At 52.1% G+C, this 16555-nt stretch carries 17 protein-coding genes and 1 tRNA gene; 9 read left to right on the top strand and 9 right to left on the bottom strand.

Features of this window, described 5'->3' with window-relative positions; genetic code table 11:
- Positions 1-39: 39 nt before the first annotated feature.
- Both D9736_RS13445 and orn read right to left on the bottom strand, forming a co-directional pair.
- A tRNA-Gly gene (locus tag D9736_RS13445) sits at positions 40-115 on the bottom strand.
- Between the two features lie 210 nt (positions 116-325).
- A complete protein-coding gene (gene orn / locus D9736_RS13440; protein ID WP_064525781.1) occupies positions 326-871 on the bottom strand; it encodes an oligoribonuclease in 546 nt (181 codons plus the stop codon).
- A 94-nt stretch (positions 872-965) separates the two neighbouring features.
- Here orn and rsgA point away from each other — a divergent pair, with 94 nt between their 5' ends.
- The 3 genes from rsgA (at position 966) to mscM (ending at position 6428) form a co-directional block, all read left to right on the top strand.
- The gene (rsgA, locus tag D9736_RS13435; RefSeq protein ID WP_130205979.1) at positions 966-2018 is read left to right on the top strand and encodes a small ribosomal subunit biogenesis GTPase RsgA; all 1053 of its coding nucleotides are present in this window, start codon (positions 966-968) and stop codon (positions 2016-2018) included.
- A 96-nt stretch (positions 2019-2114) separates the two neighbouring features.
- Positions 2115-3083 carry an archaetidylserine decarboxylase gene (gene asd, locus D9736_RS13430; protein ID WP_130221779.1) on the top strand — a complete coding sequence of 323 codons (969 nt, stop codon included), beginning with the start codon at positions 2115-2117 and terminating at the stop codon, positions 3081-3083.
- A gap of 21 nt (positions 3084-3104) precedes the next feature.
- Positions 3105-6428 carry a miniconductance mechanosensitive channel MscM gene (mscM, locus tag D9736_RS13425; RefSeq protein ID WP_130258496.1) on the top strand — a complete coding sequence of 1108 codons (3324 nt, stop codon included), beginning with the start codon at positions 3105-3107 and terminating at the stop codon, positions 6426-6428.
- A gap of 30 nt (positions 6429-6458) precedes the next feature.
- Here mscM and D9736_RS13420 read toward each other — a convergent pair whose 3' ends face one another.
- The 3 genes from D9736_RS13420 to epmA form a co-directional block, all read right to left on the bottom strand.
- Positions 6459-6773: a YjeO family protein gene (locus D9736_RS13420; protein ID WP_130216739.1), complete on the bottom strand. Its 315-nt coding sequence runs from the start codon at positions 6771-6773 to the stop codon at positions 6459-6461.
- Between the two features lie 97 nt (positions 6774-6870).
- Complete coding sequence (gene yjeM / locus D9736_RS13415; RefSeq protein WP_130258495.1) at positions 6871-8373, bottom strand: glutamate/gamma-aminobutyrate family transporter YjeM; 1503 nt, start codon at positions 8371-8373, stop codon at positions 6871-6873.
- 219 nt (positions 8374-8592) lie between these two features.
- Positions 8593-9570, bottom strand: coding sequence for an elongation factor P--(R)-beta-lysine ligase (gene epmA / locus D9736_RS13410; RefSeq protein ID WP_000004771.1), 978 nt, complete (start codon positions 9568-9570; stop codon positions 8593-8595).
- 324 nt (positions 9571-9894) lie between these two features.
- On the opposite strand from epmA, the gene frdA reads away from it, so the two are divergent.
- The 6 genes from frdA (at position 9895) to blc (ending at position 15032) form a co-directional block, all read left to right on the top strand.
- Entirely contained in the window at positions 9895-11703 is a 1809-nt protein-coding gene (gene frdA, locus D9736_RS13405; protein WP_130205969.1) for a fumarate reductase (quinol) flavoprotein subunit, read from the top strand.
- Complete coding sequence (frdB, locus tag D9736_RS13400) at positions 11696-12430, top strand: fumarate reductase iron-sulfur protein (RefSeq protein WP_064525766.1); 735 nt, start codon at positions 11696-11698, stop codon at positions 12428-12430. Before frdA ends, frdB begins: the two co-directional genes overlap by 8 nt.
- A gap of 10 nt (positions 12431-12440) precedes the next feature.
- On the top strand, positions 12441-12836 hold the full coding sequence (gene frdC, locus D9736_RS13395; protein WP_001568431.1) for a fumarate reductase subunit FrdC: 396 nt from the start codon (positions 12441-12443) through the stop codon (positions 12834-12836).
- Positions 12837-12846: 10 nt separating this feature from the next.
- A complete protein-coding gene (frdD, locus tag D9736_RS13390) occupies positions 12847-13206 on the top strand; it encodes a fumarate reductase subunit FrdD (RefSeq protein ID WP_000609663.1) in 360 nt (119 codons plus the stop codon).
- Between the two features lie 62 nt (positions 13207-13268).
- Positions 13269-14411: a BlaEC family class C beta-lactamase gene (locus D9736_RS13385; RefSeq protein ID WP_130258494.1), complete on the top strand. Its 1143-nt coding sequence runs from the start codon at positions 13269-13271 to the stop codon at positions 14409-14411.
- Positions 14412-14498: 87 nt separating this feature from the next.
- Entirely contained in the window at positions 14499-15032 is a 534-nt protein-coding gene (gene blc / locus D9736_RS13380) for a lipocalin Blc (RefSeq protein ID WP_130216743.1), read from the top strand.
- On the opposite strand, the gene sugE is transcribed toward blc, so the two are convergent.
- The 4 genes from sugE to efp all read right to left on the bottom strand — a co-directional run bounded on the left by sugE (position 15029) and on the right by efp (position 16522).
- The gene (sugE, locus tag D9736_RS13375; protein ID WP_130205961.1) at positions 15029-15346 is read right to left on the bottom strand and encodes a quaternary ammonium compound efflux SMR transporter SugE; all 318 of its coding nucleotides are present in this window, start codon (positions 15344-15346) and stop codon (positions 15029-15031) included. The two genes, blc and sugE, sit on opposite strands and share 4 nt — an antisense overlap.
- A 175-nt stretch (positions 15347-15521) precedes the next feature.
- Complete coding sequence (ecnB, locus tag D9736_RS13370) at positions 15522-15668, bottom strand: lipoprotein toxin entericidin B (RefSeq protein ID WP_000239596.1); 147 nt, start codon at positions 15666-15668, stop codon at positions 15522-15524.
- A gap of 110 nt (positions 15669-15778) precedes the next feature.
- Positions 15779-15904, bottom strand: coding sequence for a lipoprotein antitoxin entericidin A (ecnA, locus tag D9736_RS13365; protein ID WP_064525758.1), 126 nt, complete (start codon positions 15902-15904; stop codon positions 15779-15781).
- A 51-nt stretch (positions 15905-15955) separates the two neighbouring features.
- Positions 15956-16522: an elongation factor P gene (gene efp, locus D9736_RS13360; protein WP_000257278.1), complete on the bottom strand. Its 567-nt coding sequence runs from the start codon at positions 16520-16522 to the stop codon at positions 15956-15958.
- Between the last annotated feature and the right edge of the window lie 33 nt (positions 16523-16555).

Here is a 16555-nt window from a genome sequence, read left to right as displayed (position 1 = left end):
CGCTTGGGTGGTCTGTGCTTTACAGCACTTTTCAAATTTTGGAGCGGGAAACGAGACTCGAACTCGCGACCCCGACCTTGGCAAGGTCGTGCTCTACCAACTGAGCTATTCCCGCGTACTACTTAATTTTTGCTTTCGTAATTTCGCATTTCTGCGTCGTTACGGGAGGCGCATTATACGAGAAATCTTTCCCTCTGCAACCCCCCTAAAAAAAATTTTTCGAATTTTTATCTCAAGTGCTGAAATTATCAGCAAGGCGTTCAATTTAGCGTCAAAATCACGCCGCCGCAAGTGGATTCCGGCGGTTACGTGACCAGGAAGAATTTTACAGCTTGATGAAATGCTCGCGGTAGTAAGCCAGTTCCGCAACTGATTCGCGGATATCATCCATCGCCTGATGCGTCCCCTGCTTGGTAAAACCGTCGAGAATTTCCGGCTTCCAGCGGCGCGCCAGCTCTTTCAGCGTGCTGACATCGAGATAGCGGTAGTGGAAGTACGATTCCAGTTCCGGCATGTATTTGAACAGGAAGCGGCGATCCTGACCGATGCTGTTACCGCAGATAGGCGATTTACCCGCAGGCACCCACTGTTTTAAAAATTCGAGCGTCGCCAGTTCTGCTTCACGATCGCCCATCGTGCTCGCTTTCACGCGCTCCACCAGCCCGCTGGCAGTATGGGTACGCACGTTCCAGTCATCCATCAACGCCAGCTGTTCATCAGACTGATGTACTGCAATGGTCGGCCCTTCTGCCAGAATATTCAGGTTGGCATCGGTCACCAGCGTGGCAATCTCAATAATGCGATCACGCTCGGGATCCAGACCGGTCATCTCAAGATCGATCCAAATCAGGTTGTTTTCATTGGCACTCATGCTATTTTCCACCCATTCACAGTGACTATATTGATCCACAATTGCGTGTATCATAGATGTTTTGCCCATCAGGGGCGACCAGGAGTCTGTACGATTGAGTAAAAATAAACTCTCCAAAGGCCAGCAGCGCCGCGTGAACGCCAATCACCAGCGTCGTCTTAAAACGTCTAAGGAGAAGCCCGACTACGACGACAATCTGTTTGGCGAGCCTGATGAAGGTATCGTCATCAGCCGCTTTGGCATGCACGCTGATGTGGAGTCCGCCGATGGCGACGTTCACCGCTGCAATATTCGCCGCACCATCCGTTCGCTGGTGACCGGCGACCGCGTAGTCTGGCGTCCGGGTAAACCGGCAGCGGAAGGCGTAAATGTCAAAGGGATCGTGGAAGCGGTGCATGAGCGCACCTCGGTGTTAACACGCCCGGATTTCTATGACGGCGTGAAACCCATCGCCGCCAACATCGACCAGATTGTCATTGTCTCCGCCATTTTGCCGGAGCTGTCGCTCAATATCATCGACCGTTACCTGGTAGCCTGCGAAACCTTGCAGATTGAGCCGATTATTGTGCTCAATAAGATAGACCTGTTGGACGACGAAGGCATGGCGTTCGTCAACGAACAGATGGATATCTACCGCAACATCGGTTATCGCGTATTGATGGTTTCCAGCCATACTCAGGATGGGCTGAAACCGCTGGAAGAGGCATTGACCGGACGCATCAGCATTTTTGCCGGGCAATCTGGCGTCGGCAAATCCAGCCTGCTGAACGCGTTGCTGGGGCTGCAAAAAGAGATCCTGACCAACGATGTCTCTGACAACTCAGGTCTGGGCCAGCACACCACGACTGCCGCTCGGTTGTATCACTTCCCGCACGGCGGCGATGTGATTGATTCTCCTGGGGTACGCGAATTCGGACTCTGGCATCTCGAGCCGGAACAAATCACTCACGGTTTTGTCGAATTCCATGACTACTTAGGTCTGTGCAAATACCGCGATTGCAAACACGATACCGATCCGGGCTGCGCTATCCGTGAAGCCGTTGACGAAGGGAAAATCGCGGAAACCCGTTTCGAAAACTATCACCGTATTCTGGAAAGCATGGCGCAGGTAAAAACGCGTAAAAACTTTTCTGATACGGATGACTGACAATTAAGCTAACCGTCGTTAGAATCGTCCCCTTTTTTTCAGGATCCGGCATGTACGCCGGATCAGGAACGACAAAACAATGGCCTGGAGGCTACTTTGTTAAATTCATTTAAACTTTCGCTACAGTACATTCTGCCGAAACTATGGCTTACTCGCCTGGCGGGTTGGGGCGCAAGCAAGCGAGCAGGATGGCTGACAAAACTGGTTATCGATCTGTTCGTTAAATACTACAAAGTCGACATGCAAGAGGCGCAGAAGCCGGATACTGCCAGCTACCGCACCTTTAACGAATTTTTTGTCCGTCCGCTGCGTGACGAAGTACGCCCAATCAATACCGATCCGAATGTTCTGGTCATGCCTGCCGATGGCGTTATCAGCCAGCTAGGTAAAATTGAAGAAGATAAAATCCTGCAAGCCAAAGGCCACAATTACAGCCTCGAAGCCCTGCTGGCGGGCAACTATCTGATGGCGGATCTTTTCCGCAATGGTACGTTTGTGACCACTTACCTCTCCCCGCGTGACTATCACCGCGTACACATGCCGTGCAACGGTATTTTGCGTGAGATGATCTACGTACCGGGCGATCTCTTCTCCGTTAACCATCTCACTGCTCAGAACGTGCCGAATCTGTTTGCCCGTAACGAACGCGTGATCTGCCTGTTCGATACCGAATTTGGCCCGATGGCGCAGATTCTGGTCGGTGCGACGATTGTTGGCAGCATTGAGACGGTCTGGGCGGGTACCATTACACCACCGCGCGAAGGCATCATCAAACGCTGGACCTGGCCTGCCGGGGAAAACGACGGTTCTGTGGCGCTGCTGAAAGGCCAGGAAATGGGGCGCTTTAAACTTGGCTCTACCGTTATCAACCTGTTTGCACCAGGTAAAGTGAATCTGGTTGAGCAACTGGAAAGCCTGTCTGTCACGAAAATTGGCCAGCCGCTGGCAGTATCTACCGAAACCTTTGTTACGCCAGACGCTGAACCAGCCCCGCTTCCTGCTGAAGAGATCGAAGCAGAACACGACGCCAGCCCATTGGTTGACGATAAAAAAGACCAGGTCTAATCCATCAAAGGAAACGCTGACGTGCGCCTGATTATCACTTTTCTGATGGCCTGGTGCCTCAGTTGGGGGGCGTACGCCGCGACGGCCCCCGATAGCAAACAAATCACCCAGGAACTGGAGCAGGCAAAAGCGGCGAAACCCGTGCAGCCGGAAGTCGTAGAGGCGCTCCAGTCTGCCTTAAATGCGCTTGAGGAACGAAAAAGTTCCCTTGAGCGCATCAAGCAATATCAAGAAGTTATTGATAATTATCCAAAACTCTCCGCTACTCTGCGCGCACAATTAAACAACATGCGTGACGAGCCGCGCAGCGTGTCGCCGGGAATGTCTACCGACGCGCTGAATCAGGAAATTCTCCAGGTCAGCAGTCAGTTGCTGGATAAGAGCCGTCAGGCCCAGCAAGAGCAGGAACGCGCCCGCGAGATAGCGGATTCATTGAATCAACTGCCGCAACAACAAACCGATGCCCGTCGTCAGTTAAATGAAATTGAACGCCGCCTGGGAACGCTTACCGGCAATACCCCGCTTAATCAGGCACAAAATTTCGCGTTGCAGTCTGACTCCGCACGTCTGAAAGCCCTCGTTGATGAACTGGAGCTGGCGCAGCTGTCTGCCAATAACCGCCAGGAATTAGCGCGCTTGCGCTCTGAGCTGGCGGAAAAAGAGAGCCAGCAGCTGGATGCGTATTTGCAGGCCTTACGTAATCAGTTGAACAGCCAACGCCAGCTTGAGGCGGAGCGGGCGCTGGAAAGCACCGAACTACTGGCTGAAAGCAGTGCCGATTTGCCGAAAGATATCGTCGCGCAATTCAAAATTAACCGCGAGCTTTCAGCGGCGCTGAATCAACAGGCGCAGCGAATGGATCTCGTCGCTTCGCAACAGCGTCAGGCTGCCAGCCAGACATTACAGGTCCGGCAGGCGCTGAATACCCTGCGCGAGCAGTCACAATGGCTGGGAGCGTCCAACCTGCTCGGCGAAGCGTTGCGAGCGCAGGTGGCACGACTGCCGGAAATGCCGAAACCGCAACAACTTGATACCGAAATGGCGCAGTTGCGCGTGCAACGGTTGCACTATGAGGATCTACTCAATAAACAACCGCAACTGCGACAAATCCTTCAGGCTGACGGTCAGCCGCTGACCGCCGAGCAAAACCGTATTCTCGAAGCACAACTGCGTACTCAGCGTGAGTTGTTGAACTCATTGTTGCAGGGTGGCGACACGCTACTACTGGAACTGACCAAGCTGAAAGTCTCCAACGGGCAACTGGAAGATGCGCTGAAAGAGGTGAACGAAGCGACGCACCGCTATCTGTTCTGGACCTCTGACGTGCGCCCGATGACTATCGCCTGGCCGCTGGAAATCGCCCAGGATCTGCGTCGTCTCATTTCGTTGGACACCTTCAGTCAGTTAGGTAAAGCCAGCATCATGATGCTGACCAGCAAAGAGACGATTTTGCCGCTGTTTGGCGCGTTGATTCTGGTCGGTTGCAGTATCTACTCGCGCCGCTATTTCACCCGTTTTCTCGAACGTTCGGCAGCGAAAGTCGGCAAAGTGACTCAGGATCACTTCTGGCTGACATTACGCACTCTTTTCTGGTCGATTCTCGTCGCGTCACCGCTACCGGTGCTGTGGATGACGCTGGGTTACGGCTTGCGCGAGGCGTGGCCTTATCCGCTGGCGGTAGCGATTGGCGATGGCGTAACGGCCACCGTGCCGCTGCTGTGGGTAGTAATGATTTGCGCCACCTTTGCCCGCCCTAACGGCTTGTTTATTGCCCATTTTGGCTGGCCGCGCGAACGTGTTTCCCGCGGGATGCGCTACTACCTGATGAGCATCGGGCTTATCGTGCCGCTGATTATGGCGCTGATGATGTTCGATAATCTCGACGACCGCGAGTTTTCCGGTTCGCTGGGACGTCTTTGCTTCATCCTCATTTGCGGTGCACTGGCAGTGGTCACCCTCAGCCTGAAAAAGGCCGGGATCCCACTGTATCTCAACAAAGAAGGCAGCGGCGACAACATTACCAACCATATGCTGTGGAACATGATGATTGGCGCGCCGTTGGTCGCTATTCTGGCAGCGGCAGTCGGCTACCTGGCAACGGCACAGGCGCTGTTAGCAAGGCTTGAAACCTCGGTTGCCATCTGGTTCCTGCTGTTGGTGGTTTATCACGTTATCCGCCGCTGGATGCTAATCCAGCGACGCAGACTGGCGTTTGACCGGGCGAAGCATCGCCGGGCAGAGATGTTAGCGCAGCGAGCGCGTGGCGAAGAGGAAGCGCATCATCACAGTAGCCCGGAAGGGGCAATTGAAGTCGATGAAAGCGAAGTCGATCTCGATGCTATCAGTGCGCAATCCTTGCGGCTGGTGCGCTCAATTTTGATGTTGATCGCCCTGCTTTCGGTCATTGTGCTGTGGTCAGAAATCCATTCCGCTTTCGGCTTCCTCGAAAATATTTCGCTGTGGGATGTTACGTCCACGGTACAGGGCGTAGAAAGCCTGGAGCCGATCACCCTCGGCGCGGTGCTGATTGCCATTCTGGTGTTTATCATCACCACGCAGCTGGTGCGCAACCTGCCCGCGCTGCTGGAACTGGCGATTTTGCAGCACTTGGATTTAACGCCGGGTACGGGCTACGCCATCACCACCATCACCAAATATCTGCTGATGCTGATTGGCGGGCTGGTCGGCTTCTCAATGATTGGTATTGAGTGGTCGAAATTGCAGTGGCTGGTCGCCGCGCTCGGTGTTGGTCTCGGTTTTGGTTTGCAGGAAATTTTCGCCAACTTTATCTCTGGCCTGATTATCCTGTTCGAAAAACCGATTCGCATTGGCGATACGGTAACGATCCGCGATCTTACCGGTAGCGTAACGAAAATTAACACCCGCGCCACCACTATCAGCGACTGGGACCGCAAAGAGATTATCGTGCCAAACAAGGCGTTTATTACCGAGCAGTTTATCAACTGGTCGCTCTCTGACTCGGTCACGCGCGTGGTGTTGACGATTCCGGCCCCTGCTGATGCCAACAGTGAAGAAGTGACGGAAATCTTGCTTAACGCTGCGCGCCGCTGCTCGCTGGTGATCGACAACCCGGCGCCGGAAGTCTTCCTGGTGGATCTACAGCAAGGGATTCAGATTTTCGAGCTGCGTATTTACGCCGCAGAAATGGGTCACCGCATGCCGCTGCGCCATGAAATCCATCAACTGATTCTGGCGGGCTTCCACGCCCACGGTATTGATATGCCATTCCCGCCCTTCCAGATGCGTCTGGAAAGCCTGAATGGTAAACAAACGGGGAGAACGCTGACTTCTGCGGGTAAAGGTCGTCAGGCAGGAAGCTTGTAAGGTCTTTGTGGCCGGATGAACCCATCCGGCTCACAAACAAAACTGATAGCGCAGGAAAAATTGCCACAGCCAATAGCCGAAGATCGCCAGTGCGGTGACGTACATAAACCAGCCGCCTTTTTTTCGCCGCAGCGCGAACCAGAGAAAAGGGAAAAAGAGCGGCAACGTCAATATCACACCGACATCACGGGTATCGTCATTTTCCAGATACTCCAGCACATCGCAGATGTTTTTAACCCCGCCTTCATCAATCATCCACTCTTTGTCCAGCGTGGAAGTGATGAGTATCCAGGGGATCGCCACAACAAACCAGATGCAACACAAGACAAACATGCGCGCACTCATGAGGTAACCCGTAGTTTAATTTCGCTATAGCGCATACGAAATCCCACTCATTCCCTGTCATTACGCCCTATCGTCAGGCCGACGATAGGGCATCTGATTACTCAGCCACCCACTGCGGATTTTTTGCCACTCTGCTGCAATAATTCTGGTAAATCGCCATCGCTAACAGCGAGAAGAAGACAGGGCCGCCAACCATCCACAATGTGCTATCCCAGTCTCCGGCTTCAACCACTGGCTGGATAATGGTGAAAACGTTCGCAAACGTCACCACCAGTACCACCACCACTGTCGCGATCGTTGCCGACATGTGTGTTTTGAAAATCACAAATGGTCTGTCGAGATCCTGACGTGCTTTAAAGAATGGGAAAGCCAGCGCGAGGAACAGATAGGGAAGCGTCATGGAAACGTTCGCCATCAGCGTCAGCTTGTTAAAGAACGCTGATGCGGTACCACCGCCAAACGAAACCAGCAGGATGAAGACAGTAACCAGCCCGCACTGCATCCACATGGCGATAGACGGCATGCCCATGGCGTTCAGGCGCGTCATCGGTTCCGGCCATAACGCTTTCGGCGTACCCTGGATGATCGCTTTTAGTGGCGAGTAGCAAAGTGTAAAGAACGCGCCGGTGTAAGCCAGGAACATCGAAAGCCCGGTAATACGCGCAAACCATACGCCCAGCGACAATGACGCTTCAGGTGACAAATGCAGCACGTTACCCAGCGTCATCCCCAGGCTTTTCATCAGTACATAGGTGATATTGCCGAGGTTAACGGAACCATTACTTAATACCTGCTGCCAGTTAGTGCTGACGCCCCATAAAAATATCGCCAGTGAATAACCGATTGAAATAACAATAGCGGCAAAAACAATACCTTTGGCAAAGTTCTTTTCTGGGTTTTCTGTTTTATCTACCAGACCACCAACCGCTTCAATTCCGCCGTAAGCGAAAATGGCAAATACCACAAACGATAACATCGCCAGACCGGATTGATATCCTGGATTCGGCGATACCACGAAATTAATATCCTGTGCAAAATGGCCACCATTTAATAACAAAATGGCAATACTCACTAACAGTAATACTAAATTAAGACACATTACTGCAATACCACCTACTGCAGTAATACGAGCAATTTTATTAATCCCTTTTGAAGCAACCACGGTAACCAGGATCATCCATGCCACCGCCAGCAGACCCACTACCTGCGTTGGCTCCAGGCCAGCAATGCGCCAGTGCTGAGTCATGTCGGTACCGTAGAGGAACGTAGAAAATGGTACCCAGACTTTAGCTGAGGTACTCACCATCCAGATGATATAAGAGGAAAACCACATAAATGTGCCGATAAAGGCGAAACGTGGTCCGACACTATTATTCATCCAGGAATAGATGCCGCCTTCTTCTTTGCGATAGGCCGCGCCCATTTCTGCCATCATTAAAGCAAATGGTATAAAAAATAATAATGCAGAAAATATATAAAAGGGAATCGCACTATACCCCATTAAATAATAAGCTGCCGGGCTATTGGCAAAACCAAATACTGAAGTAAAGATCATCAATATGAGCCCTATCAGACTCATCTTTTTTATCGTGTGAGGCATGAAATTATCCTTCGTGTTAGCACATGTATAAAACGCGCGCACTGAACTGCACTACCCATCGATTGACGGGCCGCAATAAAAAACCATACAGAATTGATACCTGGATGATAGCAAATATCCAGTCTTAAATTGTGGCCTTCAGCAGGAAAAATGAAAACATCTGCTACAGAATGGCGTTACAACGCCATTCTGTGCGGTTAATTAGATGATTTTTCAGAATTATGCCCGGTCAACGCTAAAGGCAATCACTTCCGCAAGCGTCTCCGCGCCCAGCGCCAACATCACCAGACGATCAACGCCCAGAGCCACGCCGGAGCAGTCAGGCATACCGACTTTCAGAGCTTCTATGAGGTTTTGGTCAATTGGATGCTGCGGTAAACCACGCGCCGCACGTTTGCGGTTATCCTGCTCAAAGCGTTGTTGCTGTTCACGGGCGTCCGTTAATTCGTGGAAACCATTCGCCAGCTCAATACCTTTGTAGTAGACCTCGAAGCGCTCTGCGACCCGATGATCTTCGGTACTGATTTGCGCCAGTGATGCCTGACTGGCAGGGAAATGATAAACAAAGGTCGGTTTTTCTTTACCAATGTTCGGTTCCACACCAAAGGTAAACAGCAACTGCAACAGTGTATCGCGATCTTCTTCGGTATCGGCAACGTTGCTCAGATCCAGTTTCGCCGCCACTTCCCGCAGCTGCGTTTTATCCGCAGAGAGCGGATCAATTTCCAGATAACGTAAGAAGGCTTGCTGATAAGAAAGGCTTTCTGCAGCCGGGCAATCCAGCACTTGCTGCAGAAGATCGTCAACTTCGTTCATCAACCGGTACATATCATAATGCGGCCGATACCACTCCAGCATCGTGAACTCAGGGTTGTGATAACGCCCCATCTCTTCATTACGGAAGCTGCGGCACAGCTGGAATACTGGGCCACAACCGGCAACCAGCAGGCGTTTCATGTGATATTCAGGGCTGGTCATTAACCAGAGATTCATCCCCTGGGAGTGTCCGGGGCCAACGAAACGTGTCTCAAACGGGACCAAATGAATATCGGTTACCGTCGCCTGGCTCATACAAGGCGTCTCCACCTCCAGCACTCCACGATCGGCAAAGAAACGACGGATCTCCGCCATAATCGCCGCGCGTTTTAATAAGTTAGGAATGGATGCGCTCGGCTGCCAGGATGCCGTTTCGCTCATAGTGAAATCTCCAGTTTTTAACAAGGGCACGAAGTCTACTCGCAACGCGACGGCGAGACAAATTTTACGCAGGAATCATTCAGCAAGGGGCGGTGACTAAAAAAACCACAATCTGATGGTTTAGTAATTAAATTAATCATCTTCAGTGATAATTTAGCCCGCTTGCGCACTAAAAAAATCGATCTCGTCAAATTTCAGACTTATCCATCAGACTATACTGTTGTACCTATAAAGGAGCAGTGGAATAGCGTTCGCAGACCGTAACTTTCAGGCACTTACCCTGAAGTACGTGGATGTGGGATAAAAACAATCTGGAGGAATGTCGTGCAAACCTTTCAAGCCGATCTTGCCATTGTAGGTGCCGGTGGCGCGGGATTACGTGCTGCAATTGCTGCCGCGCAGGCAAATCCGAATGCAAAAATCGCACTAATCTCAAAAGTATACCCAATGCGCAGCCATACCGTTGCTGCAGAAGGGGGCTCCGCCGCTGTCGCGCAGGATCATGACAGCTTCGATTATCACTTTAACGATACAGTAGCGGGTGGCGACTGGTTATGTGAGCAGGATGTTGTGGATTATTTCGTCCACCACTGCCCAACCGAAATGACCCAACTGGAACTGTGGGGATGCCCATGGAGCCGTCGCCCGGATGGTAGCGTGAACGTACGTCGCTTCGGCGGCATGAAAATCGAGCGTACCTGGTTCGCCGCAGATAAGACCGGCTTCCATATGCTTCACACTCTGTTCCAGACCTCTCTGCAATTCCCGCAGATCCAGCGTTTTGACGAACATTTCGTGCTGGATATTCTGGTTGATGATGGTCATGTTCGCGGCCTGGTGGCAATGAACATGATGGAAGGTACGCTGGTTCAGATCCGTGCTAACGCCGTGGTGATGGCAACCGGCGGCGCTGGCCGTGTTTATCGTTACAACACCAACGGCGGCATCGTTACTGGCGACGGTATGGGTATGGCGCTGAGCCACGGTGTTCCGCTGCGTGATATGGAGTTCGTTCAGTATCACCCGACTGGCCTACCGGGTTCCGGTATCCTGATGACCGAAGGTTGCCGTGGCGAAGGCGGTATTCTGGTCAACAAAAATGGCTACCGTTATCTGCAAGACTACGGCATGGGCCCGGAAACTCCGCTGGGCGAGCCGAAAAACAAATACATGGAACTGGGTCCACGCGACAAAGTTTCTCAGGCCTTCTGGCACGAATGGCGTAAAGGCAACACCATCTCCACGCCGCGTGGCGATGTGGTTTACCTCGACCTGCGTCACCTGGGCGAGAAAAAACTGCACGAACGTCTGCCGTTCATCTGTGAACTGGCGAAAGCTTATGTTGGCGTCGATCCGGTTAAAGAACCGATTCCGGTACGTCCGACCGCGCACTACACCATGGGTGGTATCGAAACCGATCAGAACTGCGAAACCCGCATTAAGGGCCTGTTCGCCGTGGGCGAATGTTCCTCTGTAGGTCTGCACGGCGCAAACCGTCTGGGCTCCAACTCCCTGGCGGAACTGGTGGTCTTTGGTCGTCTGGCCGGTGAGCAAGCAATGGAGCGCGCATCTACTGCCGGTAATGGCAACGATGCCGCGATCAATGCCCAGGTTGCTGGCGTTGAACAGCGTCTGAAAGATCTGGTTAACCAGGACGGCGGCGAAAACTGGGCGAAGATCCGCGACGAAATGGGCCTGGCCATGGAAGAAGGCTGCGGTATCTACCGTACGCCGGAACTGATGCAGAAAACCATCGACAAGCTGGCGGAACTGCAGGAACGCTTCAAGCGTGTTCGCATCACCGACACGTCCAGCGTGTTCAACACCGACCTGCTTTACACCATTGAGTTGGGCCACGGTCTGAACGTTGCCGAATGTATGGCGCACTCTGCAATGGCACGTAAAGAGTCCCGCGGCGCGCACCAGCGTCTGGACGAAGGTTGCACTGAACGTGACGACATCAACTTCCTCAAACACACCCTCGCCTTCCGCGATGCTGATGGCACTACTCGCCTGGAGTACAGCGACGTGAAAATTACTAAGCTGCCGCCGGCCAAACGCATGTACGGTGGCGAAGCGGATGCAGCCGATAAGGCGGAAGCAGCCAATAAGAAGGAGAAGGCGAATGGCTGAGATGAAAAACCTGAAAATTGAGGTGGTGCGTTATAACCCGGAAGTCGATACCGCACCACATAGCGCATTCTATGAAGTGCCTTATGATGAAACCACCTCATTGCTGGATGCGCTGGGCTATATCAAAGACAACCTTGCGCCGGACTTAAGCTACCGCTGGTCCTGCCGTATGGCGATTTGTGGCTCCTGCGGCATGATGGTTAACAACGTGCCGAAACTGGCATGTAAAACCTTCCTGCGTGACTACACCAACGGCATGAAGGTTGAAGCGTTAGCTAACTTCCCGATTGAACGCGATCTGGTGGTCGATATGACCCACTTCATCGAAAGTCTGGAAGCGATCAAACCGTACATCATCGGCAACTCCCGCACCGCGGATCAGGGTACTAACATCCAGACCCCGGCGCAGATGGCGAAGTATCACCAGTTCTCCGGTTGCATCAACTGTGGTCTGTGCTATGCCGCATGCCCGCAGTTCGGCCTGAACCCAGAGTTCATCGGTCCGGCTGCCATTACGCTGGCACATCGTTATAACGAAGATAGCCGCGACCACGGTAAGAAGGAGCGTATGGCGCAGTTAAACAGCCAGAACGGCGTATGGAGCTGTACTTTCGTGGGCTACTGCTCCGAAGTCTGCCCGAAACACGTCGATCCGGCTGCGGCCATTCAGCAGGGCAAAGTAGAAAGTTCAAAAGACTTTCTTATCGCGACCCTGAAACCACGCTAAGGAGTGCAACATGACGACTAAACGTAAACCGTATGTACGGCCAATGACGTCCACCTGGTGGAAAAAATTGCCGTTTTATCGCTTTTACATGCTGCGCGAAGGCACAGCGGTTCCGGCTGTGTGGTTCAGCATTGAACTGATTTTCGGGCTGTTTGCCCTGAAAAATGGCCCGGAAACCTGGGCGGGATTCGTCGACTTTTTACAAAACCCGGTTATCGTGATCATTAACCTGATCACTCTGGCGGCAGCCCTGCTGCACACCAAAACCTGGTTTGAACTGGCACCGAAAGCGGCCAATATCATTGTAAAAGACGAAAAAATGGGACCAGAGCCAATTATCAAAAGTCTCTGGGCGGTAACCGTGGTTGCCACCATCGTAATCCTGTTTGTTGCCCTGTACTGGTAAGGAGCCTGAGATGATTAATCCAAATCCAAAGCGTTCTGACGAGCCGGTATTCTGGGGCCTCTTCGGGGCCGGTGGTATGTGGAGTGCGATCATTGCGCCGGTAATGATCCTGCTGGTTGGCATTCTGCTGCCGCTGGGTCTGTTCCCGGGTGACGCACTGAGCTACGAACGCGTTCTGGCGTTCGCGCAAAGCTTCATTGGTCGCGTATTCCTGTTCCTGATGATCGTCCTGCCGCTGTGGTGTGGTTTACACCGTATGCACCACGCGATGCACGATCTGAAAATCCACGTACCTGCGGGCAAATGGGTTTTCTACGGTCTGGCTGCTATCCTGACAGTTGTCACGCTGATTGGTGTCGTTACAATCTAACGCATCGCCAATGTAAATCCGGCCCGCCTATGGCGGGCCGTTTTGTATGGAAACCAGACCTTATGCTCAAAACGACGCTTTGCGCCTTACTGATTACCGTCTCTTGCTCCACTCTTGCCGCGCCCCACAGCGAACAACAAATCAACGATATTGTGCATCACACAATTACCCCACTTGTTGAGCAACAAAACATCCCCGGCATGGCCGTTGCAGTGATTTATCAGGGTAAGCCTTATTACTTTACCTGGGGCTACGCGGATGTGGCAAAAAAGCGGCCCGTCACGCAGCAAACGTTGTTTGAGTTAGGCTCGGTCAGTAAAACATTTACGGGCGTGCTTGGTGGCGACGCTATTGCTCGAGGGGAAATCAATCTAAACGATCCCGTCACAAAATACTGGCCTGAACTTACCGCTAAACAGTGGAATGGGATCACACTATTACATCTCGCAACCTACACCGCTGGCGGCCTGCCGTTACAGGTGCCGGATGAGGTGAAATCCTCAAGCGACTTGCTGCGCTTCTATCAAAACTGGCAGCCTGCATGGGCGCCAGGAACACAACGTCTGTATGCAAACTCCAGTATCGGTTTGTTCGGCGCACTGGCTGTGAAGCCGTCTGGTTTGAGCTTTGAACAGGCGATGCAAAATCGTGTTTTCCAGCCACTCAAACTCAACCATACGTGGATTAATGTGCCGCCCGCAGAAGAAAAGAATTACGCCTGGGGATATCGCGAAGGTAAGGCAGTGCATGTTTCGCCAGGGGCGCTGGATGCTGAAGCTTACGGTGTAAAATCGACGATTGAAGATATGGCCTGCTGGGTACGAAGCAATATGAATCCCCGTGATATCAACGACAAAACACTTCAGCAAGGGATACAACTGGCGCAATCTCGCTACTGGCAAACCGGCGATATGTATCAGGGCCTGGGCTGGGAAATGCTGGACTGGCCGGTAAATCCTGACAGCATCATCAATGGCAGCGACAGTAAAATTGCGCTGGCGACAAGCCCAGTAAAAGCGATTACGCCCCCTGCTCCTGCTGTGCGGTCATCATGGGTGCATAAAACAGGTGCGACCGGCGGATTTGGTAGCTATGTCGCGTTTATCCCAGAAAAAGAGCTGGGTATTGTGATGCTGGCTAACAAAAATTATCCCAATCCAGCGAGAGTTACCGCCGCCTGGCAGATTCTCAACGCTCTACAGTAAAATTTCATCGGGTCCGAATTTTCGGACCTTTTCTTCGCATTTCCTTGCTGTCATCTACACTTAGAAAAAACCAGTAAGGAAACATTTATGCGCCTGCTCCCTCTCGTTGCCGCAGCGACAGCTGCATTTCTGGTGGTTGCCTGTAGTTCTCCCACACCGCCGCGTGGCGTTACTGTGGTAAATAATTTCGATACCAAACGCTATTTGGGTACGTGGTATGAGATTGCCCGTTTTGATCACCGTTTTGAACGCGGGCTGGAGAAAGTGACCGCGACGTATAGCCTGCGGGATGACGGCGGCCTGAATGTCATTAATAAAGGCTATAACCCAGACAGAGAGATGTGGCAGCAGAGTGAAGGAAAAGCCTACTTTACTGGAGATCCGCGTCGCGCAGCCCTGAAAGTGTCGTTCTTTGGGCCATTCTACGGCGGTTATAATGTCATCGCGCTCGACCGGGAGTACCGCCACGCGCTGGTTTGCGGCCCGGACCGCGACTACCTGTGGATACTCTCTCGCACGCCAACCATTTCTGACGAAGTTAAACAGGAGATGCTGGCAGTCGCAACCCGGGAAGGGTTTGATGTTAGTAAGTTTATTTGGATACAGCAGCCCGGTAGTTAGTGAGTGCTGAGTTTCAGACCAATAATTCCCACCACAATTAACGCCAGACTTGCCAGGCGCATCGGGTTAGCGGACTCGCCGAGCAGCACAATGCCGGTGATAGCCGCGCCGACTGCGCCAATCCCCGTCCAGACAGCATAAGCCGTCCCTACAGGTAATGACTTCATCGCCCAGGCGAGCAGCGCCATACTGACAATCATCGCCGTCACGGTAATAACACTTGGCGTCAAACGACTAAAGCCGTGGGTATATTTCAGGCCAACAGCCCAGACGACTTCCAGCAACCCAGCAATAAATAAGATAATCCAGGACATATAAAACTCCGGAGAAATGGGGCCGTCCCCGGTGAAAAGAAGCGTTTGCAGGTCGTCCTGCAAAGCTGATGGTTGAACGGATATTTTGCCTGGTGGCAGGGGAATTTCAACTATTACCTTAGTGACTATCGCTGAAAAAATAAACGGCACGACAAACTTGTCGTACCGTTATTGCTTATTGCTGCGCTTTCGTCGCTGCGCCAGAAATCGCGTTACCGCCGTCGGAGATATCTTCACCAACGCCACGCGTGGTGTTGCAGGCAGTCAATACTGTTGAAAGCACCAGAACAGAAAAGATCGCTGCAATTGTCTTCTTCACCATAACGTCTTCCTTTTAGGTAATGTTATTTGTGTTTGCCTATAGCAAATTAATAATAGACAACACCACCGAAAATGACGGAAATCTGACGATTTTTACGAAGAGAAGAAAAATTAGCTGGCTGCGCGGGAGATGGAATTACCGAGATGTTTAATGTCTTCACCAAAACCGCGTGCGGTGTTACAGCCCGTGAGCAGCGCACTGGCAAGCAAAACAAGAAGGATAAGGCGTTTCATCATCTCTGACCTGAGAAAGTGATGGTGCAGCCCACAGGCCGCACCACAACCGCATTACTTCACGCGAGATACGTATTCACCAGAGCGAGTATCCACTTTGATGACTTCGCCGATCTGTACGAACAGCGGAACTTTAACCACAGCGCCAGTAGACAGGGTAGCCGGTTTGCCGCCAGTACCTGCGGTATCACCTTTCAGACCCGGATCGGTATCAACGATTTCCAGTTCAACGAAGTTCGGCGGAGTAACGGAGATCGGCTGACCATTCCACAGAGTTACGATGCACTCTGCCTGATCCAGCAGCCATTTAGCATTGTCGCCAATTGCTTTTGCATCAGCAGACAGCTGCTCGAAAGTTTCGTTGTTCATGAAGTGCCAGAACTCACCGTCGTTGTACAGGTAAGTCAGGTTCATATCGACAACATCAGCGCCTTCAGCGGAATCGGTAGATTTGAAGGTTTTTTCTACGCGAGTGCCAGTCAGTAGACGGCGCAGTTTAACGCGAGCGAATGCCTGACCTTTACCCGGTTTCACGAATTCACTGGCTTCAACCGCGTAAGGTTCGCCATCTAACATGATTTTAAGACCAGCACGAAAATCGTTGCTATAGTACGTTGCCATAAGGCCCTCTGAAATTTATTAATTGGTAGCTAA

This window comes from Escherichia sp. E10V10, assembly GCF_004211985.1.
GTDB lineage: Bacteria > Pseudomonadota > Gammaproteobacteria > Enterobacterales > Enterobacteriaceae > Escherichia.
Note: the sequence above shows the minus strand (reverse complement) of the source record. Positions and strands in the feature narration are given on the sequence as shown.

What these genes read in the sequence shown, in the direction of transcription:
- orn (WP_064525781.1), bottom strand. Translation starts at nt 871, where the DNA reads ATGAGTGCCAATGAAAACAACCTGATTTGGATCGATCTTGAGATGACC.
- efp (WP_000257278.1), bottom strand. Translation starts at nt 16,522, where the DNA reads ATGGCAACGTACTATAGCAACGATTTTCGTGCTGGTCTTAAAATCATG.
- ecnB (WP_000239596.1), bottom strand. Translation starts at nt 15,668, where the DNA reads ATGGTGAAGAAGACAATTGCAGCGATCTTTTCTGTTCTGGTGCTTTCA.
- D9736_RS13385 (WP_130258494.1), top strand. Translation starts at nt 13,269, where the DNA reads ATGCTCAAAACGACGCTTTGCGCCTTACTGATTACCGTCTCTTGCTCC.
- frdB (WP_064525766.1), top strand. Translation starts at nt 11,696, where the DNA reads ATGGCTGAGATGAAAAACCTGAAAATTGAGGTGGTGCGTTATAACCCG.
- blc (WP_130216743.1), top strand. Translation starts at nt 14,499, where the DNA reads ATGCGCCTGCTCCCTCTCGTTGCCGCAGCGACAGCTGCATTTCTGGTG.
- frdC (WP_001568431.1), top strand. Translation starts at nt 12,441, where the DNA reads ATGACGACTAAACGTAAACCGTATGTACGGCCAATGACGTCCACCTGG.
- epmA (WP_000004771.1), bottom strand. Translation starts at nt 9,570, where the DNA reads ATGAGCGAAACGGCATCCTGGCAGCCGAGCGCATCCATTCCTAACTTA.
- frdD (WP_000609663.1), top strand. Translation starts at nt 12,847, where the DNA reads ATGATTAATCCAAATCCAAAGCGTTCTGACGAGCCGGTATTCTGGGGC.
- yjeM (WP_130258495.1), bottom strand. Translation starts at nt 8,373, where the DNA reads ATGCCTCACACGATAAAAAAGATGAGTCTGATAGGGCTCATATTGATG.
- D9736_RS13420 (WP_130216739.1), bottom strand. Translation starts at nt 6,773, where the DNA reads ATGAGTGCGCGCATGTTTGTCTTGTGTTGCATCTGGTTTGTTGTGGCG.
- ecnA (WP_064525758.1), bottom strand. Translation starts at nt 15,904, where the DNA reads ATGATGAAACGCCTTATCCTTCTTGTTTTGCTTGCCAGTGCGCTGCTC.
- sugE (WP_130205961.1), bottom strand. Translation starts at nt 15,346, where the DNA reads ATGTCCTGGATTATCTTATTTATTGCTGGGTTGCTGGAAGTCGTCTGG.